Source organism: Pseudoalteromonas carrageenovora IAM 12662, assembly GCF_900239935.1.
GTDB classification, from domain to species: Bacteria; Pseudomonadota; Gammaproteobacteria; order Enterobacterales; family Alteromonadaceae; genus Pseudoalteromonas; species Pseudoalteromonas carrageenovora.
In genome coordinates this window covers 359,098-382,179 of record NZ_LT965928.1, presented here as the reverse complement: position 1 = coordinate 382,179, position 23,082 = coordinate 359,098, and the positions used below count along the sequence as shown (strand labels likewise).

The 23,082-nt window shown below is 39.7% G+C and carries 18 protein-coding genes and 1 pseudogene; 7 read left to right on the top strand and 12 right to left on the bottom strand.

The genetic code is table 11. The features are described 5' to 3' along the window. Positions 1-80: 80 nt before the first annotated feature. The 5 genes from ALFOR1_RS01815 to ALFOR1_RS01795 are packed head-to-tail and all read right to left on the bottom strand — an operon-like array spanning position 81 to position 4,931. Complete coding sequence (locus ALFOR1_RS01815; protein WP_104641862.1) at positions 81-2,174, bottom strand: type IV pilus secretin PilQ; 2,094 nt, start codon at positions 2,172-2,174, stop codon at positions 81-83. Beyond that, on the bottom strand, positions 2,161-2,700 hold the full coding sequence (locus ALFOR1_RS01810) for a pilus assembly protein PilP (protein ID WP_058547609.1): 540 nt from the start codon (positions 2,698-2,700) through the stop codon (positions 2,161-2,163). Before ALFOR1_RS01810 ends, ALFOR1_RS01815 begins: the two co-directional genes overlap by 14 nt. Then, the gene (locus ALFOR1_RS01805) at positions 2,697-3,302 is read right to left on the bottom strand and encodes a type IV pilus inner membrane component PilO (RefSeq protein WP_058547610.1); all 606 of its coding nucleotides are present in this window, start codon (positions 3,300-3,302) and stop codon (positions 2,697-2,699) included. The genes ALFOR1_RS01810 and ALFOR1_RS01805 overlap by 4 nt, the downstream gene beginning before the upstream one ends. After that, a complete protein-coding gene (locus tag ALFOR1_RS01800; RefSeq protein WP_058547611.1) occupies positions 3,292-3,864 on the bottom strand; it encodes a PilN domain-containing protein in 573 nt (190 codons plus the stop codon). The genes ALFOR1_RS01805 and ALFOR1_RS01800 overlap by 11 nt, the downstream gene beginning before the upstream one ends. Next, positions 3,852-4,931, bottom strand: a complete 1,080-nt coding sequence (locus ALFOR1_RS01795; protein WP_058547612.1) for a pilus assembly protein PilM — start codon at positions 4,929-4,931, stop codon at positions 3,852-3,854. The genes ALFOR1_RS01800 and ALFOR1_RS01795 overlap by 13 nt, the downstream gene beginning before the upstream one ends. Positions 4,932-5,062: 131 nt before the next feature. On the opposite strand from ALFOR1_RS01795, the gene ALFOR1_RS01790 reads away from it, so the two are divergent. Then, entirely contained in the window at positions 5,063-7,555 is a 2,493-nt protein-coding gene (locus ALFOR1_RS01790; RefSeq protein ID WP_104641861.1) for a penicillin-binding protein 1A, read from the top strand. Positions 7,556-7,619: 64 nt separating this feature from the next. On the opposite strand, the gene metL is transcribed toward ALFOR1_RS01790, so the two are convergent. Continuing rightward, positions 7,620-9,965, bottom strand: coding sequence for a bifunctional aspartate kinase/homoserine dehydrogenase II (gene metL / locus ALFOR1_RS01785; protein ID WP_104641860.1), 2,346 nt, complete (start codon positions 9,963-9,965; stop codon positions 7,620-7,622). Between the two features lie 169 nt (positions 9,966-10,134). Beyond that, positions 10,135-11,381, bottom strand: a pseudogene (metB, locus tag ALFOR1_RS01780) (cystathionine gamma-synthase). Positions 11,382-11,649: 268 nt separating this feature from the next. Between metB and metJ the strand changes: the two are divergent. Continuing rightward, positions 11,650-11,970, top strand: a complete 321-nt coding sequence (gene metJ / locus ALFOR1_RS01775; protein ID WP_002958371.1) for a met regulon transcriptional regulator MetJ — start codon at positions 11,650-11,652, stop codon at positions 11,968-11,970. A 64-nt stretch (positions 11,971-12,034) separates the two neighbouring features. Here metJ and ALFOR1_RS01770 read toward each other — a convergent pair whose 3' ends face one another. Together ALFOR1_RS01770 and rpmE are read right to left on the bottom strand one after the other, a co-directional pair. Beyond that, positions 12,035-13,276 (bottom strand): malic enzyme-like NAD(P)-binding protein, encoded by a 1,242-nt coding sequence (locus tag ALFOR1_RS01770; protein ID WP_058547616.1) that lies wholly within the window; start codon positions 13,274-13,276, stop codon positions 12,035-12,037. Positions 13,277-13,791: 515 nt separating this feature from the next. Beyond that, positions 13,792-14,007: a 50S ribosomal protein L31 gene (rpmE, locus tag ALFOR1_RS01765; protein WP_002958369.1), complete on the bottom strand. Its 216-nt coding sequence runs from the start codon at positions 14,005-14,007 to the stop codon at positions 13,792-13,794. A 230-nt stretch (positions 14,008-14,237) separates the two neighbouring features. On the opposite strand from rpmE, the gene priA reads away from it, so the two are divergent. From priA to ALFOR1_RS01740, 5 genes are all read left to right on the top strand, one after another. Further along, the gene (gene priA / locus ALFOR1_RS01760) at positions 14,238-16,424 is read left to right on the top strand and encodes a primosomal protein N' (RefSeq protein ID WP_104643600.1); all 2,187 of its coding nucleotides are present in this window, start codon (positions 14,238-14,240) and stop codon (positions 16,422-16,424) included. Between the two features lie 19 nt (positions 16,425-16,443). After that, complete coding sequence (locus ALFOR1_RS01755; RefSeq protein ID WP_058547617.1) at positions 16,444-16,971, top strand: SPOR domain-containing protein; 528 nt, start codon at positions 16,444-16,446, stop codon at positions 16,969-16,971. Positions 16,972-17,050: 79 nt separating this feature from the next. Beyond that, positions 17,051-17,569 (top strand): ATP-dependent protease subunit HslV, encoded by a 519-nt coding sequence (gene hslV, locus ALFOR1_RS01750; RefSeq protein ID WP_002958366.1) that lies wholly within the window; start codon positions 17,051-17,053, stop codon positions 17,567-17,569. Positions 17,570-17,580: 11 nt separating this feature from the next. Further along, positions 17,581-18,909: an HslU--HslV peptidase ATPase subunit gene (hslU, locus tag ALFOR1_RS01745; RefSeq protein WP_104641859.1), complete on the top strand. Its 1,329-nt coding sequence runs from the start codon at positions 17,581-17,583 to the stop codon at positions 18,907-18,909. A 62-nt stretch (positions 18,910-18,971) separates the two neighbouring features. Beyond that, positions 18,972-19,346 (top strand): gamma-butyrobetaine hydroxylase-like domain-containing protein, encoded by a 375-nt coding sequence (locus tag ALFOR1_RS01740; RefSeq protein WP_104641858.1) that lies wholly within the window; start codon positions 18,972-18,974, stop codon positions 19,344-19,346. 27 nt (positions 19,347-19,373) lie between these two features. On the opposite strand, the gene ALFOR1_RS01735 is transcribed toward ALFOR1_RS01740, so the two are convergent. From ALFOR1_RS01735 to ALFOR1_RS01725, 3 genes are all read right to left on the bottom strand, one after another. Continuing rightward, on the bottom strand, positions 19,374-21,254 hold the full coding sequence (locus ALFOR1_RS01735) for a methyl-accepting chemotaxis protein (protein ID WP_104641857.1): 1,881 nt from the start codon (positions 21,252-21,254) through the stop codon (positions 19,374-19,376). Positions 21,255-21,361: 107 nt separating this feature from the next. Continuing rightward, entirely contained in the window at positions 21,362-22,393 is a 1,032-nt protein-coding gene (locus ALFOR1_RS01730) for an MJ1255/VC2487 family glycosyltransferase (protein WP_058547621.1), read from the bottom strand. Further along, positions 22,390-22,929 (bottom strand): phosphatase PAP2 family protein, encoded by a 540-nt coding sequence (locus ALFOR1_RS01725; protein ID WP_104641856.1) that lies wholly within the window; start codon positions 22,927-22,929, stop codon positions 22,390-22,392. Before ALFOR1_RS01725 ends, ALFOR1_RS01730 begins: the two co-directional genes overlap by 4 nt. Positions 22,930-23,082: the final 153 nt, after the last annotated feature.

Here is a 23,082-nt window from a genome sequence, read left to right as displayed (position 1 = left end):
AAGTCAATTAGAATAAAAAGCCATATAACGAGCAATTAATCTAAATAATTGCTCGTTGATTAACAAAATAGCACTAAATTTTAGTCTATTTGGATTTTTGGTGTCACGAAAATAAGCAGTTCACGTTTTTCATTGAACTCACTCGTACTTTTAAATAACCTTCCTACATACGGAATGTCACCTAAAACTGGTACTTTATTTGTAGTATTTATTATTTGCTGCTGAAATATACCACCTAGCACTACGGTTTGGCCATTCTCAACAAGCACTTGTGTTTGTATTTCTTGGGTATCAATAGACACCGCTTCACCTGTACCCGTTTGTACTGTGTCACCACGAGTATCTTGCGTTATTACTAAATCCAAAATAACTTTATTATCAGGCGTTATATGAGGCGTAACCTCTAAACTCAATACAGCCTTTTTAAAGCTAACCGTCGTTGCACCACTCGAAGCAGACTCTGTGTAAGGAATTTCAGTACCTTGCTCTATTCGCGCTTTTTGCTGATTTGCTGCAATAATGCGAGGGCTTGCAATAATCTCGCCTTTGTTTTCTTCTTCAAGAGCACTTAACTCTAAGTCAATTAAAGTACCATTAGCCAATTTTGCAATATGTAAACCAATACTCGCCGCAGGGTTAGTAATCGGTAAGTTTACATTTAGCCTATCGGTTAAATCTGGAATGGTGCCGTTAGATATAGTTTCAGCACCCTCTAGTGAGCCAGAAATACCATCACTACCTTGCTGATCGCTAAAGCCCCAGCGCACACCTAAATCCTCAGTGACATTATCGCGCACAGTTACCATACGAGACTCAATAACAACTTGCTGGACCGGAATATCGAGTGTTTCAATCATACGACGAATATTTTCGATACTCTTAACAGTGTCTTTTATTAGTAAGGTATTAGTACGTAAATCTACCGATACACTACCGCGGGCAGTGATAATACTGTTTGTATCTGTTTTTAATAGATCAGCAAAATCTTCCGCTTTAGCATAATTTAATCGAATGTATTCACTATAAAGTGGCTCTAAGTCTTCAACTTGCTGCTTAGCTTTTAGATCTTTAGCTTCACGTGCAGCTAGTTCTTCTGCAGGCGCCACCATTAGAATAGACCCATCCATGCGCTTATCTAAACCTTTAATACGTAGTACTACATCAAGCGCTTGATCCCATGGCACGCCATCTAAACGAAGTGTGATATTACCGGTTACTGAGTCACTTGTTACGAGGTTAAAGTCGTTATAGCCTGCAATAATTTGTAATGCTGCACGTACAGAAATATCTTGAAAGTTTAAGGTCATAGGACGACCTTGATACTCAACACCACCATCTAAGTACGCATTTTGCGTTTCATCTTTTTCTACAGTGAGTGTTAAAATATTATCTATTTGCTGATAGGTAAATGTAAATTGAGCATTAGGTTCTATAACAACCCTGCTTAACCCTTCTTCTTTAAACGTTTCGATATTACTTACAACAGTACCAAAGTCTAAAACATCCAGCTCATAAAGTAAGTCATCTAAAATATCTGTATGGTGAAAGTCTGCATAAATTTTGCCACCGCTCTCATGTACTTCAATTGCGGCTTGAGTGTCTTGTAAAAAAACAAGTACCTTTGCTTCGCCTTTTTCACCACGTCTAAAGTCAATTGATTGAATTCGGTTAATGTAATTTCCACTTACATTACTTGAATCCATAGCAACATCTTCACTATCTGACTCTGTAAGTGGATTATCTGAAACACGTATAGACACTAAATTGTTATGAACTTCAGTTTCGTAAATTTTTAATCTATCTAGGTTTACGCTTACTTTTAAGCCCTTGTCAGTCAAAACATTGGTAACGCTACTAATGCCCGCTTGGTTTACAGCAACATCATTCAAACCAACTTCAAGCTCGGCGGTATCGAAGAACATTTCAATGCGAGCAGGACTATTAAAAACCTGCACTTTTGGTTCAAGCGTTAATTCTTCATCAAAAACGAGCTGTAATTCAGTTTCACCTTTAAGGAGTGGATTGTAACGAACATCATAAAGTAGCGGCCCTGCAATGGCTGCATTTGCGGTTATTAAAGCGACTATCGCCAAAAATGACCGTGAAATGCTTTTAAGCCAAAGTACATCCTTATGCATGTTATTTTTACCTTTTTTATTATTAATTTGCGCCATTTGTTGCCGCCTCTAACATTTCTAATTTAGTCAGGCGCTCTTTCCAACAACCAGACCCATCAGGGATTAATTCTACTAATTCTATATAATCGTTATTTACTACTTTTACTTTTCCATCGTAGCTACCAAGATAATTTCCAACAGTTACACGATGCAAAGTATCGTCTGCCGCAGTTATTAATGCCCAAACTTGGCCGCTAGAACCAATAGTCCCTTTCATAGCTAAGTTGTCTAATGGGTATTTTTCAAGTGGCTCACGGCGACGCTCAGGATCTGGATGCAAACAGTTTTTTATTTGCGTTAATTTATTTTGAATTATTTCTGGCTGCGGCGCTACAAACGGACTACGCAATTGCTCAGCGCTGTATTCAAAAATTTCAAATTTAGTAAGCTCCGGAATAGACTCTACTTTAGGCGTGGTGCTTGCTTTAACTTGGTCTATAAATTCTTTTTGCTCCGAGGTGTCATCATTACAACCACTTAAAACTAAAACAACGGCCACAGGCATTATGCGTAAAAGGTTCATTTCTTCACCCCTTCTTCATAACGATATGTTTTAGCGACTACACTGAATGTTAGTTGTTTATTACCCGATGATAAAATAGAAAAGTCGTGTAAGCTTACAATACGCGGTAATTGGGCTACTTTTCCTACAAATTCACCAAACTCATGGTACGTACCTATTACTTCTATTTTGATAGGTAGCTCCGTATAAAATTCTTTTTCGACCTCTGGTAACCAGCCTATTTTTAGAAACGTTAACCCACTGGTTGTACCTACATACGATAAATCGTCAAGTAAACCTGGTGTTTCGTTTGACGTAGGTAAACGCTTTAATAACTGAGAAAACTTTTCTTCCATATCAATCATTTGCTGACGATAAATATCAAGTTTACTCGCTACTGCATATTTGGTTCTGTACGTTGTACGTAGTTCAATTTCTTTTGCTACCGCACTGTGATAGCTATCAATTTCATCAGAGACCAATAAGCTATAGCTAAAAAATAAGACAAGTCCCGCTACAAAAGTGCAGCAAATTGCCTTAACTGCAATAGGCCAATCGCCAATATTATCTAATTCAATTTCATTCCAATCTATTTCGCTCAAAGCTTTAAAATCAAGGTTCATCGCTAACCTCACCGATTTGGTCAAATGGTTTTACGTAAAACTCCATATTAAAATCACTGAGTAAACGCGAAGATTGATCGCCTGCAACAATGCCCTGCATTGATGGACGTTCCAATAAATATGAACTTTGCACTTGGCGTAGCATTGTTGATAAGCGGTTATTAGATTCGCTGCGCCCTAGGACATGAATTTGACTTCCTCTTCGCTCAAGTTTTGTTAAATAAACACCTGCAGGGACTATTTTGGCCACTTCATCCATTATTTGTGTACCCAAGTTACGGCTACTTTGTAATTCTTCAATTAGTCTCATTCGCTGCTGTAAATTTTCTTTTCTTTTATCTAAGTTTCTTATTTCACTTATTTTTTTATCTAGCATGCTAATTTCTGAACTTAAATAATTATTTTTTAGGTTTTGTCCATCTTTAAGCCCGCTATAAAAAGAGCTAAGTAAGTACATACTCGCAAAACAAATTATAACTACACCAATGAGTATAGTAACAAACTTCTTTTTTGATTCTTCACGTTGTAGTTCACGCCAAGGCAGTAGATTTATATGTGGCATGATGAAAAACTCCTTAATGCCAAGCCCGTTGCAATTGCAAATTGCGTTCTATGGCGTTGCATTACATTGCGATCAACCTTTGGAGAGATTTCCATATTAGCAAAAGGTTCTGCAACGACAGAGTGAATACCTAACTCTTCGATAAGTAGTCGGTCTATCCCTTTAATCATCGATGTGCCACCAGTAAGTACAATATAATCTATTTGCTCTTTACCACTGGTTGTTAAAAACATTTGTACCGCACGACGAACCTGCTGCAATAGCGACGTTTGAAAAGGCGCTAATACTTCAAAGGTGTAGTTTGGCGGTAAATCCCCCGACGTTTTACCAATTTCGGCTTCATCAAAGCCTTTATTGTAATAACTAACAATACTGTTGGTGTATTGATCGCCACCAAACACCTGATCTCGGGTATAAATGGTTTCACCTGCCTGAACTACACTTACAAGCATTAAAACGGCACCAATATCAACAACTGCCACGCACTTGTTAAATGCATCACTAGGTAACTGTTGATAGTAAACATCCATCGCTCTACTTAATGCATAGCTTTCAACATCAACAATTTTAGCTTCTAAATTTGCAGTTTCGAGAGCTCCAACACGAGCCTCTACACTTTCAGTTCTAGCGGCAGATAATAATACATTCATTTTGGTAGGATCGGCCTCATTGGTAGAAAGCTTTTCAAAATCTAAGCTCACTTCATCAAGAGGGTATGGAATTAAACTATCGGCTTCAATTTCAATTTGCGATTCAAGTTCAGCATCAGTTAACGACACATCCATGAAAATAACTTTGGTAATAACCGTTTGGCCTGAAACAGCCACTGCAGCAGATTTTAGCGACTTCGGTAATTTTCTTCTTAATTTTGAAATTATATTACCAATCGCTTCAATATCCTGAATAGTACGCTCACTCATAGCGCCTTTTGGCATCGGTTCAATTGCAAGTGCTTCTAGTCGAAATCCAGTTTCAATTTCACGTAAAAGCACTGCCTTAATTGAGTGCGATCCAATATCAATCCCTACCATCATCGGAGACGGCTTTTGAAATAGTTGACTTAGCATGTTTGCAACTTGGCCTTTGTTTTAATAATAAACAAGTTATAATTTTTATCTGAAAAAATATTATTCATTTTTTAATCAATATATACTAGCAGTCAAAACTCGCAATTGGGAGTCCATTTAGGGAAATATAAGTGATTTTATTAAAACGAACTTTACAATTTTTTATCATTTGTACGTTAATTGGTCTGATTACATTAATCAGTCTTTATTACTACGTTAAACCTGATATCCCCAGTGTGCAAGTTTTAAAAGACGTGCAATTACAAACTCCTATGCAAGTATTCACTAAAGATGGCCTTTTGATCAATCAATTTGGTGAAAAACGTCGTATTCCTGTCACTATTGATGAAATACCACAGCCCCTGATTAATGCATTTTTAGCGACTGAAGATAATCGGTTTTATGATCATGTTGGCATTGACCCCATTGGTATTGTTCGCTCTGCTATTGTGCTTATTTCTACCGGTGAAAAAAAGCAAGGGGCGAGTACTATAACGATGCAGCTTGCTCGAAATTTCTTTTTAACACGCGAAAAAGCGTATATCCGTAAAGTTAAAGAAATATTTATAGCCCTGCACATAGAAAATGTATTAACTAAAGACGAAATTTTAGAACTCTACCTTAATAAAATAGAATTAGGTAACCGTGCATTCGGTATTGGTGCTGCAGCACAAGTTTATTATGGTAAAGAGTTAAAAGATTTAACACTTGCACAAATGGCGATGATTGCAGGCCTACCTAAAGCGCCTTCTGCTTTAAACCCTATTCGTAACCCGACTCGTGCAAAAGCACGCCGAAATGTTGTTTTAGGCCGTTTATTAACTGAAAACTACATCACCCAAGAACAATATAATGAAGCAACCAACCAGCCTATAACTGCATATTTCCATGGCGCAGAGATAGATTTATACGCACCTTATATTTCTGAAATGGTTCGTGCTGAAATGGTATCTCGTTACGGGGTTGATAAAGCCTATAATTCTGGTTTTAAAATTTTTACCTCTGTTGAATCTCGCGTTCAAAAAGCAGCGCAAACAGCGCTAGTTAATAATTTACATAACTACGATATGCGCCATGGTTTTAGAGGGCCTGTTGATGTTTTATGGGATCCAGAAACACAACCAGCTTTAACACAGCAGCAAATTATCGATAAATTAAAACCAGTAAAAGAACTTGGCGATTTAAACGCTGCGATAGTATTAAAAGTAAATGAAAAAACCGCTGATGTTATTTTAAAAAATGGCCAACGTACCACTCTTGATTGGAATAATTTAAAGTGGGCGCGTAAATACATTACACGTTACCGTCAAAGCTTTGCGCCAAAAGCCGCCACCGATATTTTGACCCCAGGTATGCAAATATGGTTACGTAAAAACAAAGACGACTCTTATATACTAAGCCAGATACCAGAAGCTGCGAGCGCTATCGTGTCGCTTGATCCGCAAGATGGCAGAATTAAGGCAATTGTAGGTGGTTACAGCTTTGAACAAAGCCAATACAACCGCGCAGTACAAGCTAAACGCCAAGTCGGCTCGAACATTAAACCGTTTATTTACTCAGCAGCGCTAGAGAAAGGCTATACGCTGGCATCAATACTAAACGATGCCCCCATTAACCAGTGGGATAAAAGCCAAGGCGTTGCATGGCGACCTAAAAACAGCCCTGCAGTTTATAATGGTCCAATACGTATTCGCCGTGCTTTAGCGCAATCTAAAAACGTAATTTCAGTACGTTTACTACGTGGCGTTGGACTGCAACGCACAGCTGATCACTTATTAAAGTTTGGTTTTAAAAACTCAGATATTAACCGTAGTGAGTCACTTGCTCTTGGTAGCGCCTCTATAACACCTCTAGAACTAGCTCGTGGTATGAGCAGCTTTGCTAATGGTGGTCATTTAATAGAACCTTACTTTATCTCAGAAATTCAAGATGCTTATGGCAATGTTTTATTTAAAGCTAACCCAGCAATGGCCTGTGATGAAAACACTACTCTACCAAGCAATGAGCTTATGTTAAGCAGCAGTGCTGATGAAGTAGAGCAACCTCGTCAATGTGCTCCTCGCATTATATCTAAGCAAAATGCGTTTTTAATTGCCGATGCAATGCACAGCGGTATTTGGGGCGGTGGAAGCTGGGCAAATAAAACTGGCTGGAGTGGCACGGGCTGGCGAGCACAAGCACTAGAACGTCGCGATCTTTCTGGTAAAACGGGTACAACCAACGACTCTGTTGATACCTGGTTCAGTGGCTTTAATAGCAAAGTAGTGACCTCTGTATGGGTAGGGTTTGATAACCCGGGTAACCCACTAGGCCGCTCAACCTACAATAACAACCTAGATAGCGGTCAAATATCTGGTGCAGAATCGGGCGCAAAAACGGCCCAGCCAGCCTGGGTTGAATTTATGAGGGCTGCACTTGAAGGCACCCCTGAAGCGCCGATTGAACCACCCGAAGGGCTTGTCTCTATTCGTATTGATTTAGCGACTGGCTTACTTAGCCATAAAAATGATTATACAAGCCGCTTCGAATATTTTGAAAAAGGCACAGCACCGACTAAATATGTGTTATCTCAGCCTAACGATATATTTGAAGAAGATACAAAAACAGAAGAAGAGTTATTTTAAAGCATTTATAAACAGAAAACGGCGGCTTAATTTAAGCCGCCGTTTTTATATCAATATACACAGCTTATTTTAAGTTTTGCACAAGCCAATATAAATCAGAATGAACACCCGCCGCAGTTACTTCACTACCCGCCCCAGGGCCTTGAATAACTAATGCATTGTCGCTGTACCATTTACTGTTGATCACAAAAATATTATCGCCAGGTGTTAAGTTTGCTAGCGCATCACCGTTTGGCACGTAGGTAATGCCTACTTTTGCAATGACTTTATCGCATGTAATTTCTAATAACCCTGTGTATCTAAGCACGGCATTTTTAGCTTGCGCTGCTGCAGCGTGTTCTTCAATAAACGCATCAAGCTGCGTTTTTTTACCTATAAAGTCGTCCCAGCTCCCCTTAGCAAGTTCAACTGGCATAAGTGCCGAGAGGCTTATATCGTCAAGCTCAAGATCTACACCTAGCTCTCGGGCTAAAATAAGTAGCTTACGCTGCATATCACGCCCAGATAAGTCTTCACGCGGATCAGGCTCTGTAAAACCCATTTTTTGTGCTTCAAGCACTAACTCTGAAAACGCAACACTGCCATCATATTTACTGCATAACCACGATAATGTGCCAGAAAACACGCCTTCTATTCGAGTGATTTTATCGCCACTATTTTGTAAATCAGCTAAAGCAAAGTTTATAGGCAAGCCTGCCCCTACACTTGTGTTATAACGCCAGTGTAGGTTGCGCTCTGCCAAATTATTTCTAAGTGTTTGATACCAAAGTGTAGGCGCTGTGCCCGCATATTTATTTGCACTAATTAAATGGCAGTCGCTTTGCACAAAGTCAGTATAAAGCTGGCTAAATTGCTCACTAGCAGTAATATCAATTACTACTTTATGCTCGTAATCAAGCTCGTTAATTGCATTTAATAAATCATTACTTTGGTATTTTTTGGCCTCAAGCTGCCATTGTTTTTCCCATGTTTGAGGGTTAACTCCACTTGGATTAAACAGCATCTCTTGAGAGCGAACCAAAGCAACTAATTTAATACTAAAGTCACCACTTAGGCGCTCAAATTGATCCGCCAGTTGGTGTATAAACACTCCACCTACATTACCTAACCCTGCTACTATAATCGCAATTTCTTGGCCTTTGTTAACTAGCTTATCATGCAATGTGCTTTGCACATCGCTATCAATAAATTGGTCAGTTAGTAATAAAACATAACCATTATCTTGATGTACAAAACGCGGTTTTATAGTTTGCTCAGCTAATACTTCTAAAGCTTGCAGTTTAAGTGTGCCGATGACTTGCTCTGGTGCAACAACTGCACAGCCGTTTAAATTCGACTCACTAATATTAGCTCTACCAGCAAAGTAATTAATAACTTGATATGTTTGTGCAGCCGGTACGACTAAATACACTTCGCCATTATGGTTAAAATGATGAAGACTATGCTGAATAAGCTGGCTAACACTTGCAACCTCACCTTCACTCAAGCCTTCTACTGTTAATAAATCAACATTTTGTAGCGTCGTTATAAAGCGCTTTTTCTTAGCTAGACCTTCTTTAACAATATGAGTTGGACTTGCTTGAACATCAAAACTACTCCGTACAGCTAGCTTTATATTGGTATTTTTTAAAGGCGATAACGTTTTAGCATGCAAAACGGGGTTGCCTAATCGTGCTAGTAAGTTGGCCTGAGTGCGACACACTTTAGCGTACTTAATTGCCTTTTTTACTTTACGCGGATCAGTACTAAATACACCTTGCGTGTCAGTCCAAATGCATACCTGTTTGGCATCACAATAACTGGCAAGTAATGCAGCGCTGTAATCGCTACCATTACGACCAAGCGTTACCGTATCGCCAAGTGTGTTTGCCGCTATGAACCCGGTTACTACATTCACTTTGTTGGCATCAATAACACTGTTACATTGCAGCTTATTTTGAGCATGGCGTAATTCGCCATCATTTAAAGTAAAAAGCAGGCGAGCATCGTGTGCGCAGGCATGTACGTTTAACTGTTGTAAATATGCAGCCAATAATCGTGCAGACCATAACTCACCATGGGCAAGTAATTGCGCTTCTTTGAGCTGCTCACTTTGCGCTAAGCTTGCAATTATATTTAGTTCTTCGAGTAATGTTTTAAGTGCGCTGCGCTTTAAATCAGCTTGTAGTAATTGCTCAATTAAATCGCTTTGATGGTTATTTAACTGCAGTAAAATATCAGCGACAGCTTGTGTGTCTTGCTGCTGATAACTTTGCCACAACGACACAAGTGTATCTGTGGTTTTACCAGCAGCAGATACCACAACACAGTCGCCTGGCTGAGTATGCCCAATAATTATTTTAGCTACGCTTTGATAGCGCTCACTAGAGCTTAAGCTTGAACCACCAAATTTATGTACACAATTGACCATATTTATACCAATTCGCTTAATTAAGATGTCTATTTTGAGAATAAGAAAACCGTGTCGATAACAAGGCAAAAATTTCGTTGTTTAGTTGTTCTATATGAAAAATTTTTAACGAAGTTAGCGCCGGTTTAATCCCTCAAATTGATTAGGTATTATTGCGCATTGGTATTACTTACCAAAGCGCCGGGCGGGCTGCACTTAATTTCACATGCCACCGGGCGTGCCAGCACCTTTACCTACACGGCCAATGTTTTTATTTTGCCCTGGTTTTACAAGTTCAAACACGCGTTCGAAATCAGCAACTAAGTCGTTTATATCTTCAATACCTACCGAAATACGAATGAGCGTATCACCCACCCCCGCTTCTAAACGGGCTTTAGGCTCCATTCCTGCATGCGTCATCGTTGCAGGGTGGCAAATTAAGCTCTCTACGCCGCCTAGCGACTCTGCTAAGCTAAATGCCTCAAGGCTTGTTAAAAATGCCGCAGCGTCGTTAACATCGCCTTTAATATCAAAACTGACCATACCACCAAAGCCAAGTTGCTGAGCCTTTGCCAATGCATGTTGAGGGTGCGACTCAAGTCCTGGGTAGTAAACTTGGCTCACAAATTCAGAGCTTTCAAGGTACTTGGCAATTGCAAGTGCGTTTTCTTGATGCTGTCTTAAACGTACATTTAAAGTACGCAAGCCACGAAGCGTTAAATAGCTATCAAATGGTGCACCTGTAATACCAATGTTATTTGCCCACCAAGCTAACTCATCACCAAGCTCTTGTGTTGCAGCTATCACAGCGCCGCCCACAACATCAGAATGGCCATTGATATATTTAGTCGTCGAGTGAACAACAATATCTACACCAAATTTAATTGGGTTTTGCAGCGCAGGTGATAAAAACGTGTTATCTGCAGCAACAAGTGCCCCGCACTGCTTAGCTATATCAGTCACTGCTTTAATATCTGTTAAGCGCAGTACCGGGTTACTTGGTGTTTCAATCCATATTAATTTAGGTTTTATTGCTAAAATTTTATCTAAGTTTTCTTGCTTGGTTAAATCTAAAACTTCAAGCTTTAGTAATCCGCGTTTTTGCAAAGACGTAAATAAACGGTAGCTTCCACCATAACAATCATGTGGAATAACCAGTGTATCGTCATTATTTAATAACTGAGTCGCTAAATGCACGGCAGCCATGCCTGTGGCAGTAATAATACCGCGCGCACCACCTTCAAGTTCAGCCAATGTTTCAGCTAATATATCGCGATTGGGATTACCGCTGCGCCCATAATCGTACTGACGCTTAGTATCAAAGTCGGCAAACGAATACGTAGTCGATAAATAAATTGGCGGAACTACAGCGCCATGGTGTTTATCTGCATCTACGCCATTACGTACTGCAATAGTCGCTTTGTTTTTTTCGCTCATATTCGTCACCTGATTAATTTGGATGTTTAGACGTCTAAAAGAGTAAGTTATCCATTTTGATAAGTCAAAGCTTTTAAAGCTCTAGATGGCTAAAAATAACTAACTTATAAAACTTGAATGGGGCTATATTTACAATTACAGCCGGCTTATTAAGATAGATTGGTATCTATTATTTGACTATCTTTTTTAAATCGATAGAATTTCACGCATATTTACACGCTTTTTACGCCGTGTGAGAAATTAATAATCTGAGGCAACGATACATCTTATGGCTAAATGGAATGGTGAATATATTCACCCATACGCAGAACACGGGAAAAAATCAGAGCAAGTTAAAAAGATCACCGTTTCGATCCCGCTAAATGTATTAAAAGTTTTAACGGATGAGCGCACGCGCCGTCAAATAAATAACCTTCGCCATGCAACAAACAGTGAGTTGTTATGCGAAGCGTTTTTGCATGCATTTACAGGCCAGCCATTACCAAATGACGATGACTTACGCAAAGACAATGCAGAAAAAGTACCTGAAGAAGTTAAAAAGATAATGCAAGAAATGGGTTTAGAAGTGCCTATTTTAAACGAAGAATAAATCGTTACCTTTTTAATCAAAAACCTCAGCCATTGCTGAGGTTTTTTTGTTTTAGCATATACCTTTAAGCCATGTAATTTTCAGGTAAGTCAATTTGCGCAACACCCGATTCTACCGCAGCTACAGCTACAGCTTTAGCTATACGAGGTAGTAAACGCGGATCCATTGGCTTAGGAATAATGTACTGTGCACCAAATTCAAGCTTATCAACACCCGCAGCTTTTAATACTTCTGCTGGTACTGGCTCTTTAGCAATACTACGAATAGCTTCTACCGCAGCAATTTTCATTTCATCGTTAATAGCGCTTGCGCGCACATCTAGTGCACCACGAAAAATAAACGGAAAACATAAAACGTTGTTAACTTGATTAGGGTAGTCAGAGCGCCCCGTTGCCATAATTAAGTCGTTGCGTGCACCATGAGCAAGTGCAGGATCGATCTCAGGATCTGGGTTTGAACATGCAAACACCACAGGTTTTTCTGCCATTAGCTTTAAATCTTCAGCTGCTAGCAAGTTAGGGCCAGAAACGCCTACAAATACGTCAGCGTCTGCAATTACATCTTGTAAAGTACGTTTATCGGTATTGTTAGCAAACAGCTGCTTGTATTCGTTTAAGTCATCACGACGTGTATGAATAACACCCTTACGGTCCAACATATAAATATGCTCGCGAAGTGCGCCACACTTAATTAGCAGCTCCATACACGCAACGGCAGCAGCGCCTGCACCTAAACATACAATAATCGCATCTTCAATTGACTTACCCTGCACTTCTAGCGCGTTTAGCATGCCTGCAGCAGTCACAATAGCAGTACCGTGTTGATCATCATGAAAAACCGGAATACTACAGCGCTCTATTAATGCTTTTTCAATTTCAAAACACTCTGGTGCTTTAATATCTTCAAGGTTGATACCGCCAAAAGTATCAGCAATATTTGCAACCGTATTGATAAAATCTTCAGTGGTACGATGCTTAACTTCAATATCGATTGAATCAAGCCCAGCAAAACGTTTAAACAATAACGCTTTACCTTCCATTACAGGCTTAGATGCTAAAGGCCCTAAATTCCCTAGGCCTAAAATTGCAGTGCCATTAGTAATTACCGCAACCATATTACCTTTGCCGGTATATTTATAAGCATTAGCAGGGTCAGCAGCTATTTCACGAACGGGTTCGGCAACACCGGGGCTATACGCAAGCGCAAGATCTTGAACCGTTTCGGCGGGTTTGGTTAGTTCAATGCTAATTTTACCTGGTACTGGGTGTGAGTGATAATGTAGTGCTTGTTCACGAAAGTCTGACATAACGCGATGGTATCCTGCAATTTAAGTTAAAGTGAGAGGTGGTGTCTTGGGGTAAGATACCCTTATTATTTTTAAATTCCAAGCAATATCAGGTCTATCCTGTTATATGCTATATCCTTTAATTTTAAGAGGTTTTTCAGTAACTTTGCTGGATTATATCGACATTTAATAAATAAAAATTCACCAAAAAAGGTCGTTTTGAGGTGCTTTTATGTCTCCAATGTTCTTTACAAAATGTACGTTTAAAGTATTACTATAAATCTAAAATAATAGCCTATTACTCTACTTTAAAAACAGATGACTCCACGTTGGCTACTTTTATCAACCTAGTTAAAAAATGTACTAACTAAAATATAGAGAATATAAATAGATTTGTCTGCAAAGGTTTATGCATACTCATAATAAAAGGCAGAAATAGTTATGCAAAAGAGGAAATAACTAAAGTCGCTTAAATAATTAAATTTTAGGCACAAAAAAAGCACCCTAAGGTGCTTTTTTTAACTAAACAGCAATAATTACTTCTTGCTGCTAAGTGCACCGAAGCGCTTGTTGAAGCGATCAACACGGCCGCCAGTGTCTAAAATCTTTTGCTTACCAGTGTAAAACGGGTGACACGCAGAACATACGTCTAAGTGAATGTCTTTACAAAGAGTTGAGCTAGTTTCGAATTTGTTTCCGCATGAACATGTTGCAGAAATTACTTCGTACTTAGGGTGAATACCTTCTTTCATAGGAACCTCTAGTTAAGGCCGCATCGCTCTCCAAACCCGAAGTCTGGCACCATACGTCGTTAAAACAAATTTGTTGGTCGCGGATTTTATCCAACAACAACCCCCTACACAAGTATTAATTTATGTTTTTGCTAAAAAGGTGAACAACCTCTTTCTATAGTGCTATTCCTTATAGGTTTTTAGACATATTTTTAGTACATTAGGCAATTAATTTTATGGGTGAAGTTGTTATGCGTTTTGTTGAAGTTGCTATTAAAGTCCCGCTACCACGCACCTTTGACTATAAAGTAGAAGAACAACTCAGCGGGTTATCAACACCGCTTGAGCCGGGCATGCGTGTTTTAGTGCCTTTTGGCAATCAAAAGAAAGTAGCTGTTATTCTCAGTGTTAAAAATACGACTGACGTACCAGAGAACAAAATAAAAAACATAATAGAAGTCATCGACGATACCCCTATTTTAAGCGCCCAGCACTTAGATTTACTTAGCTTTACAGCTCGATATTATTGCTACCCACTTGGCGAAACTATACACATTGCGTTACCGGGGGCTCTTCGCCAAGGTGAATCACCCGATAAAACCAGTATTAATATGGTTACCCTTACTGAGAAAGGCGCAAAAGTCCCTTCGCTAAAAGCTAAAACTCAGTTAAACCTATTAAAGCAGCTATCGCAATCAGGTAAATCATCGTTAACTGAATTAAAAGCGCTAGGCTTTAGTAAAAAAACAATCGATAGCTTAATAGATAAAGATTTAATAACACAAACTATTGAGCACGATAATCAATGGCAAAGTGTTGCGCCTACCGTTGGTACCAAACCCGTATTAAATAAGGAACAAGCTGTTGCCTGTACTGCCATTAACCAAAGCACTGGCTTTAAAAGCTTTTTATTAGAAGGTGTCACGGGCAGTGGTAAAACCGAAGTATATTTACAGTGCCTTGAGGAAGTTTTAAAGCGCGGCGAGCAAGCATTAGTATTAGTGCCAGAAATAGGCCTGACGCCGCAAACTGTAAACCGTTTTCGTCGGCGCTTTCCTGATACACCGATTATGTTATGGCACTCGGCTCTTACAGACAACGAACGCTTACAAACATGGCGCTTTTGCGAAAAAGGCAGTTGCGCTATAGTAATAGGCACACGTTCGAGTATCTTCCTGCCATTTTTAAAACTCGGTATGATAGTGGTTGATGAAGAGCACGACTCATCATTCAAGCAACAAGACACCTTACGCTACCACGCTCGAGATTTAGCAGCGTATCGTGCTTTTCAGCACAAAATACCGCTTATTTTAGGCAGTGCAACGCCCGCACTCGAAACCCTACATAAAGCTATAAATAACAAATACCAGCTTTTAAGTCTTACTGAACGAGCGCAAACGGCCACCGATAACCAATTTAAATTACTTGATATGAAAGGGCAGCCTGACCAAGCAGGGATTGCACATGCAAGCCTTGCAACTATGCGCCAACATTTAAATCGTGGTAAACAGGTTATGGTGTTTTTAAATCGTCGTGGTTTTTCTCCCACTCTTATTTGTCATGAGTGTGGCTGGCTAAGCGAGTGCAAACGCTGTAGTACCAGTGCGACTTTTCACAAAGCGATAGGCCAAATGATTTGTCATCACTGTGGCGATCAATACCATGTCCCGCATCAATGCCCAGACTGCGGAAGCACGCAAATTTTTCCAAACGGTAAAGGGACTGAGCAAATAGAAGAGTTTTTATCGAGCGAGTTTCCTGACACACCAGTAACACGTATAGATCGCGATTCAACCCGTCGCAAGGGGAGCCTTGAAAAAGCACTAGATGAAATAAATCTCGGTGGCGCACGTATTTTAGTAGGTACACAAATGCTTGCTAAAGGCCATCACTTTGCAGATGTAAGCTTGGTACTTATTTTAGATGTAGATAGCGGTTTATACTCTTGCGATTTTAGAGCAACAGAACACTTAGCGCAGTTAGTTACGCAAGTTGCAGGACGTGCTGGTCGCTCTGGCGAACCCGGGCAAGTATTATTACAAACGCACTTTCCAGAACACCCTCTTTTACAAGATTTAGTTAATAATGGCTATCAAGACTTTGCTCGTTTCGCTTTAAGCGAGCGAGATGATGCAGATTTACCGCCAATCACTAATATGGCGATTGTCAGGGCGCAAGGGCACAGTATTAAACAAGTCGTCGATTTTTTGACGGATTTGGTTCCTGTAAATGGGGTATCTGGTATACAATTGCTCGGTCCGATCCCCGCACCTCTTGAGAGAGTTGCAGGTATGTATCGTTTTCAATTACATATTCAAGCGCAAGATCGCCGCGTATTACACCAGTATCTTTCGCAAATGGTTGATTATTTAAGTACTAGCAAACTAGCACAAAAAGTTCGCTGGAGCTTAGACGTAGACCCTATAGACATGATTTAGTTAAGGCCACAATAACACCATGGCACAGCACGATTATATTAATAAAAAGCCTGCAGGCAGAAACAGTAAAAAACAAGCACCGGCTAAAAAGCCCTTCCCAATCCTATTAGTAATTATTGCCTTGTTACTCGTTGGCGGTTTTGCTTACGGATTATGGTTTATAAAAAGTAATGCCGATCCTAAACTGGTAGAAAAACAAGCTAACCCTACGCCTGCAAAAAAAGTAGAAGTAGCGATACCACGCACGCCTGAGTTTATTAAAGAGATCAGAGAGCACGAAATTCAGGTTGAGGTAAAAGAAATTGAGCAAAAAGGCCCGTATGTTATGCAGTGCGGATCGTTTAAAACTCATGCACAAGCCGAATCACTTAAAGCTAAAATAGCATTTGCAGGGCTAATTTCTGAAATAAAAGAAGCAAAAGGCAGCAATGGTATTTGGTACAAAGTACGCTTAGGCCCTTATAAAACCAAACGCCAAGCCGAAAGCGATAAGAACAAACTTAAACGTGTAAAAATAGTCGGCTGCGGAATTTGGGGCTGGACTTGAAAATAAACCATTCACCCATATAACCTCATCATAATCGTTTTTTACGAGTTGCCACTGCAACTCGATGATGAGGAATAACATGACCACTATTGTAAGTGTACGCCGCGGCGACAAAGTAGTAATCGGCGGCGATGGCCAAGTTTCACTTGGCAATACCGTAATGAAGGGCAATGCCCGTAAAGTTCGACGTCTTTATAATGGCAAAGTAATCGCTGGTTTTGCTGGCGGTACTGCTGATGCCTTTACCCTTTTCGAACGCTTCGAAAGCAAACTAGAAATGCACCAAGGTAACCTAACCAAAGCTGCAGTAGAAATGGCCAAAGATTGGCGCAGCGATAGAGCCCTGAGAAAACTTGAAGCCCTTCTTGCTGTTGCCGATGAAACCGCCTCTTTAATCATTACCGGTAACGGCGATGTTGTGCAGCCAGAAAACGACCTAATTGCAATTGGCAGCGGCGGCAACTTTGCCCAATCAGCAGCTACTGCTCTATTAGAAAATACAGATTTAAGCGCTCGTGAAATAGTAGAGAAAAGCTTAACTATTGCAGGCAATATCTGCGTATTTACTAATAACTTCCAAACAATCGAAGAATTATAATAGGAATTGCTATGTCTGCTATGACTCCAAGAGAAATCGTTCACGAGCTCGATCAACATATTATTGGCCAAGCTAAAGCTAAAAAAGCAGTCGCTATTGCACTTCGCAACCGCTGGCGCCGCATGCAACTTAATGATGATTTGCGCAGCGAAGTTACACCAAAAAATATTTTAATGATTGGTCCTACAGGTGTGGGTAAAACTGAAATTGCACGTCGTTTAGCAAAATTAGCCAATGCACCATTTATTAAAGTAGAAGCGACTAAATTCACTGAAGTGGGTTATGTTGGTAAAGAAGTTGAAACCATCATTCGTGATTTAGTTGATGTTTCGATTAAAATGACACGTGAGCAACAAACTAAAAAGTTTAAGCACCGCGCCGAAGAAGCTGCAGAAGAGCGTATTTTAGATGCACTTTTACCACCAGCGAAAGATCAATACGGTGAAACACAGCGTGATGATAATTCATCAACTCGTCAAACGTTCCGTAAAAAACTACGTGAAGGTCAGCTTGATGATAAAGAAATCGAAATTGATTTAGCGCAAGCACAGCCAAATGTAGAAATTATGGCGCCTCCTGGTATGGAAGATATGACCAACCAGCTACAAAGCATGTTTCAAAACATGGGTGGCGACAAGCGCACTAAGCGTAAGTTAAAAATTAAAGAAGCCTTCAAGCTATTAACGGAAGAAGAAGCCGCTAAATTAGTTAACCCTGAAGAGCTAAAAGAGCAGGCTATTTTTGCAGTAGAGCAAAATGGTATTGTGTTTATTGATGAAATAGACAAAATTTGTAAGCGTGGCGATTCGTCAGGCCCGGATGTTAGCCGTGAAGGCGTACAACGCGACCTGCTACCGCTAATTGAAGGTTCAACTGTAAATACTAAGCACGGTATGGTTAAAACTGACCACATGTTATTTATTGCCTCGGGTGCATTTCAAATGTCTAAACCATCAGACATGATCCCAGAGCTGCAGGGTCGTTTACCAATTCGTGTAGAGCTTGAGGCTCTCACTGCTGATGACTTTAAGCGTATTCTTACAGAGCCTCATGCTTCACTTACTGAGCAACAACGCGAACTTCTTAAAACTGAGCAAGTTGATGTTGAGTTTAGCGACGATGCCATTGAGCGTATTGCTAAAGCTGCTTGGCAAGTAAACGAAAAAACCGAAAACATCGGTGCTCGTCGTTTGCATACTGTTATGGAAAGATTAATGGAAGAAATTTCATACGATGCTTCTGAAAAAGCAGGCTCGTCATTAGTAATCGATGCCGCTTATGTTGAAAAACACTTAGGTGCATTAGTAGAAGATGAAGATTTAAGCCGCTTTATTTTATAAGCTAGGCATAAATACTATACTCTAAGCCTCCACATTGGGGGCTTTTTAATGGGATATATAAAATGAAACACGTAACAAAAGTACATTATCACAGTGTAAGTAAAAACCTAGATGTTTACTTTGATGATGACAGTAAAACTATATTTAGCTGCGAATTTTTACGTGTTCACTCCCCTTCAGCAGAAGTACAAGGTCATGGCTCTGGCCCAATGAAGTTAGTACTTAATAAGCAAGCTGTAGGAATAAAAAACATAGTGCCGGTTGGTCATTATGCTCTGCGTTTAGATTTTGATGATGGCCATAATAGTGGGCTGTTTAGCTGGCGCTACTTTGAAAAGCTACAACAGCAACAAGATACGTTATGGAGCGAATATTTAGCGCGGGTAACTGAACACGAAGAAAGTAAAGATAGCGTGCCTATAAAGTTTATTCCTTGAACTTTATAGGCACGCACTTAAGCGTCATTACACCTTAAATTTATCAATTGCAGTAAACAGGACGCGTGCTTGCTCAGACACTTCTTCACTTGTCTGCGCATTATTAGCAGCATGTCCCGAAGCATCTTGTGCAATATCTCTTATACGTACCACGTTTTTATTTACCTCAGACGCTACCTGACTTTGCTCATCAATCGCAACGGCTATTTGGGTACTCATTTCCATAATAGTTTGTACATCTTCGGTAATAGCACCAAGTAGCTCACCCGCTTTAATTGCTTGAGATGCGCTTTCATCTCCTTGTGAACGGCACTGGTGCATAATGCTAACGACCTCTTGAGTGCGTTGTTGAAGGGTATTAATAATTCCTTCTATTTCACTAGTAGACTCTTGCGTGCGCTGAGCAAGTGAGCGAACTTCATCTGCCACTACCGCAAAACCACGCCCTTGTTCTCCAGCTCTAGCCGCTTCAATTGCAGCATTAAGTGCTAATAAGTTTGTTTGATCTGCAATGGCGCGGATCACATCAAGCACTGAGCCAATGGTTTCACCGTCTTTTTCTAGTTGCGATACAACATTTGATGCATTCCCTAACGAACTAGATAAATCTCTAATATGCTTAACCGTTGAGTCAACTTCGTTACGCCCTTGCTGTGCGCTTAAGTTGGTTGACTCTGCTTTTTTAGCAGCCGCTTCAGTATTATGAGAGATATCTTGAATAGTTGCCTGCATTTGCGTAGCAGCTGTTGCTACCATGTCTGCCTCATGTAATTGCTCTTGCATACCAGAGCTTGTAGCTGCAGTACTTTCAGATAAGTGCTCAGTAGCCACATTTAGTGTATTTAAAGCAGTGTTAACTTCATTAATCAGATTTTTAAAATCACCAATTAAACTATTAAAGTCTATGGTCATGGTGGTGATTTCGTCTTTGCCTGTTTGTTCAATCATCACACTTAAATCATTATTACGACGAATATCGTTAATGGTGTGATAAACACGCTCAATAGGTACAATAATGGAATGGCTCGTAAAATAAACTAGCGCCAATACAATCACACCTGCAATTACAAATACTAAAATAGCTAAAAATTGAGCCTGCTCTACACTTTGCTCAACTTGTAACTTAGTGTCTTTAACGATTTGCGAAACAATTGCATCGCTTTTATCTACGCTATCGCGCATTACCCCAAGCGCGCCTGACTCAAGATCTAGCCCAAGTTCAGTTTGCGCCTGCACAAGTGTTTTAAACTCGCTTTGATATGTATCAATCAGAGGATTAATTTGTGTTTTATAGTCGCTTGGAAGTTGCGCTGCAGCTATCTGCTGTTTAAATGTATTAATTCCCTCGTTAAAACGCCCTAGGTACTTAATATCAAATCTCAGCATAAAATCTTTTTCTGAGCGCCTTAATTGCAGCATTGACGACAATAATTGGTAATTTTGCTGCTCTTTTAATAGTTGCTCAACTTCATGTACCGAACTTCTAAGCTTGCCATACAACCCGTCAGTAGGGGTTAGGCCTATCTCTTTTTGAAACTTAACAACAGTTTTAAAATCATTATTATAGCTACTTATTAGTTGCTCAAAGCGCTGAACTTGCCCCTGCTCGATACCTTGTTTAGCCATCAACTGTTTTAACTTTTTTACTTTATCACTTAACTGTTCAAAATCCGTTTCAAATGCAGTTAACGCGTCTTCTTGTTTATAAAACAAGAAGTTTTTTTCATGTTTACGCAATGCTAATGCATGCACGTTAAGCTCTTCTGCTAATTGAATAGTCTTGTTTAAACTAAGGGTTGTACGTGATTCAAAAATAATCACGCATAAAAGAAGCACCATCGCTAAACCAACAACTACAGCGTTTAATTGTAAACGTCGTTTAATAGTTAAGTTTTGTAAAAAATTCATCGTAAACGCCTTTGTTAAATATGCATTTACAGTATAGCTTATTGAATGCAGCTATCTCATTAACTTAACCTTTTTTTTACTTAAATGCGGTTTTAAAAAATGTTTTATTATAGATTAACACTTCCCCATAATCCGCTATGTAATGACTGAGTATTACCCCACTGCTTTTTGAGGAGCCAATCAATTAATGGTGCAGGATCACTTGGATAGTTAATTTGCTTGTTTTGCGGTGCACTGTTCCAGTCATCAAGTGCTTGTGGGTTTAAGTAATTCATAACATGCGCCATTCCCATCGCAAGCAATGTTTGAGCGTTTGCCCCTTGTTCAAATTGCCCGTCTAACGGCTTTAATAAAAGTTTTTTACCTAACTTTAACGCCTCACTAGCCAACTCAAACCCTGCATTACCAATCACACCACTGGTATTTGCTAAGTCATTTAAAAAACCAGTACGAGAAGGAGATCGTAAATGTATATGCCCAATTGATTTATCCTGTGCATGTGGGTGGTAACAATAAAACTCTTTTTCAGGAAAATCTTTCAAATAGTCAATAATACTATCTAGGTTCTCAAACGGTAAATACACCAATACTTTGTTCATAACAGCAACCGGATTACCATGTTCATGATTTGCAATAAACGGTGGAATAATATTGTGCGCAAAAGGTTGCCAATGTACGCCTAAATAGGTATTTGCAGGTGCATAGTTTTTAATAAGAGACTTTCTTAATATGCCACGGCCAAACATCGGTACGCTGTCTGATAAAAATGCAGCTTGATGACTTATCCCCACCACCGGTATGCCTGATCGCTTTGCAGCCCAAGCCGATACAGGTTCAAAATCGTTAAGTACAAAGTCATACTGTTTTACGTCGAAGGCTTTTATATCTCTGACTAACTTACACACTCTGGCCTTTTTAAGTGTTTGTAGCGCTTTAACTTGCCCGTTTTGAGTGCTAAACGATAAACCGCGAAATGTTTTATAGTCAGAAAACTCATGCATATCGAAGTAATCTTTATTCGCACGCCCTGAAAAAACATAATCTACGTCTATCCCTAAATCATTAAAGCGACTAGCCATAACCCGAGCGCGAGTTATGTGCCCATTGCCAGTACCTTGTACCCCATACAATATCTTCATACAGGCACCACCAGCATTAATGCACATAAGCCACATGAACTACCAATAGCTGCTCCAATAATGATATCCGCCGGAAAATGTACACCCAATACCACTCTAGACAATGCAACACCAGCAGCCCACGCAAAGAAAAGTAAGCCTAATTCAGGGAAGAAGTGGCTCAAAATAGTCGCTACCAAAAATGCAGCCGCACTGTGCCCAGACGGTAAGCTAAACTTATCGCTTGGCACAATATAGGCATTTGTTACTAAACAATCACATGGACGAATACGCGCAAAACGATTTTTGGCTAAAAAATAAATTGGCCTCTCAATAACAAAACCTAATAGTACCGTAGCAGGAAGTAATTGATGTTGTTCATTACTACTTAGCCACCACACTGCTGCACATAGTAATAAGTAAAGCGCCCCATCTCCGCTTTTTGAAAAACCAAGCGCTGCTGTTTTGAGCCATTTAGGCGAATTGTAATTAAATAAAGTTAAAAACAATTGCTCATCCATTTGAGCTACCTTTTTAAGCACACTGTTATTAGTCATCACTTACTCCTAGCTGCATAATATCTGAACACTGTTTTAGCTTAGGTGTTGTAAATAACAATTGAGTGACGCTTTTAAGACACTATTGTTGCTATTGATGATCTTGCGCGTATTTTGCTTAAATTTACTGCTATTAAGTCGTTGTTATTGCTT

What these genes read in the sequence shown, in the direction of transcription:
- ALFOR1_RS01815 (WP_104641862.1), bottom strand. Translation starts at nt 2,174, where the DNA reads ATGGCGCAAATTAATAATAAAAAAGGTAAAAATAACATGCATAAGGAT.
- ALFOR1_RS01810 (WP_058547609.1), bottom strand. Translation starts at nt 2,700, where the DNA reads ATGAACCTTTTACGCATAATGCCTGTGGCCGTTGTTTTAGTTTTAAGT.
- ALFOR1_RS01805 (WP_058547610.1), bottom strand. Translation starts at nt 3,302, where the DNA reads ATGAACCTTGATTTTAAAGCTTTGAGCGAAATAGATTGGAATGAAATT.
- ALFOR1_RS01800 (WP_058547611.1), bottom strand. Translation starts at nt 3,864, where the DNA reads ATGCCACATATAAATCTACTGCCTTGGCGTGAACTACAACGTGAAGAA.
- ALFOR1_RS01795 (WP_058547612.1), bottom strand. Translation starts at nt 4,931, where the DNA reads ATGCTAAGTCAACTATTTCAAAAGCCGTCTCCGATGATGGTAGGGATT.
- metL (WP_104641860.1), bottom strand. Translation starts at nt 9,965, where the DNA reads ATGGTCAATTGTGTACATAAATTTGGTGGTTCAAGCTTAAGCTCTAGT.
- metJ (WP_002958371.1), top strand. Translation starts at nt 11,650, where the DNA reads ATGGCTAAATGGAATGGTGAATATATTCACCCATACGCAGAACACGGG.
- ALFOR1_RS01770 (WP_058547616.1), bottom strand. Translation starts at nt 13,276, where the DNA reads ATGTCAGACTTTCGTGAACAAGCACTACATTATCACTCACACCCAGTA.
- rpmE (WP_002958369.1), bottom strand. Translation starts at nt 14,007, where the DNA reads ATGAAAGAAGGTATTCACCCTAAGTACGAAGTAATTTCTGCAACATGT.
- priA (WP_104643600.1), top strand. Translation starts at nt 14,238, where the DNA reads ATGCGTTTTGTTGAAGTTGCTATTAAAGTCCCGCTACCACGCACCTTT.
- ALFOR1_RS01755 (WP_058547617.1), top strand. Translation starts at nt 16,444, where the DNA reads ATGGCACAGCACGATTATATTAATAAAAAGCCTGCAGGCAGAAACAGT.
- hslV (WP_002958366.1), top strand. Translation starts at nt 17,051, where the DNA reads ATGACCACTATTGTAAGTGTACGCCGCGGCGACAAAGTAGTAATCGGC.
- hslU (WP_104641859.1), top strand. Translation starts at nt 17,581, where the DNA reads ATGTCTGCTATGACTCCAAGAGAAATCGTTCACGAGCTCGATCAACAT.
- ALFOR1_RS01740 (WP_104641858.1), top strand. Translation starts at nt 18,972, where the DNA reads ATGAAACACGTAACAAAAGTACATTATCACAGTGTAAGTAAAAACCTA.
- ALFOR1_RS01735 (WP_104641857.1), bottom strand. Translation starts at nt 21,254, where the DNA reads ATGAATTTTTTACAAAACTTAACTATTAAACGACGTTTACAATTAAAC.
- ALFOR1_RS01730 (WP_058547621.1), bottom strand. Translation starts at nt 22,393, where the DNA reads ATGAAGATATTGTATGGGGTACAAGGTACTGGCAATGGGCACATAACT.
- ALFOR1_RS01725 (WP_104641856.1), bottom strand. Translation starts at nt 22,929, where the DNA reads ATGACTAATAACAGTGTGCTTAAAAAGGTAGCTCAAATGGATGAGCAA.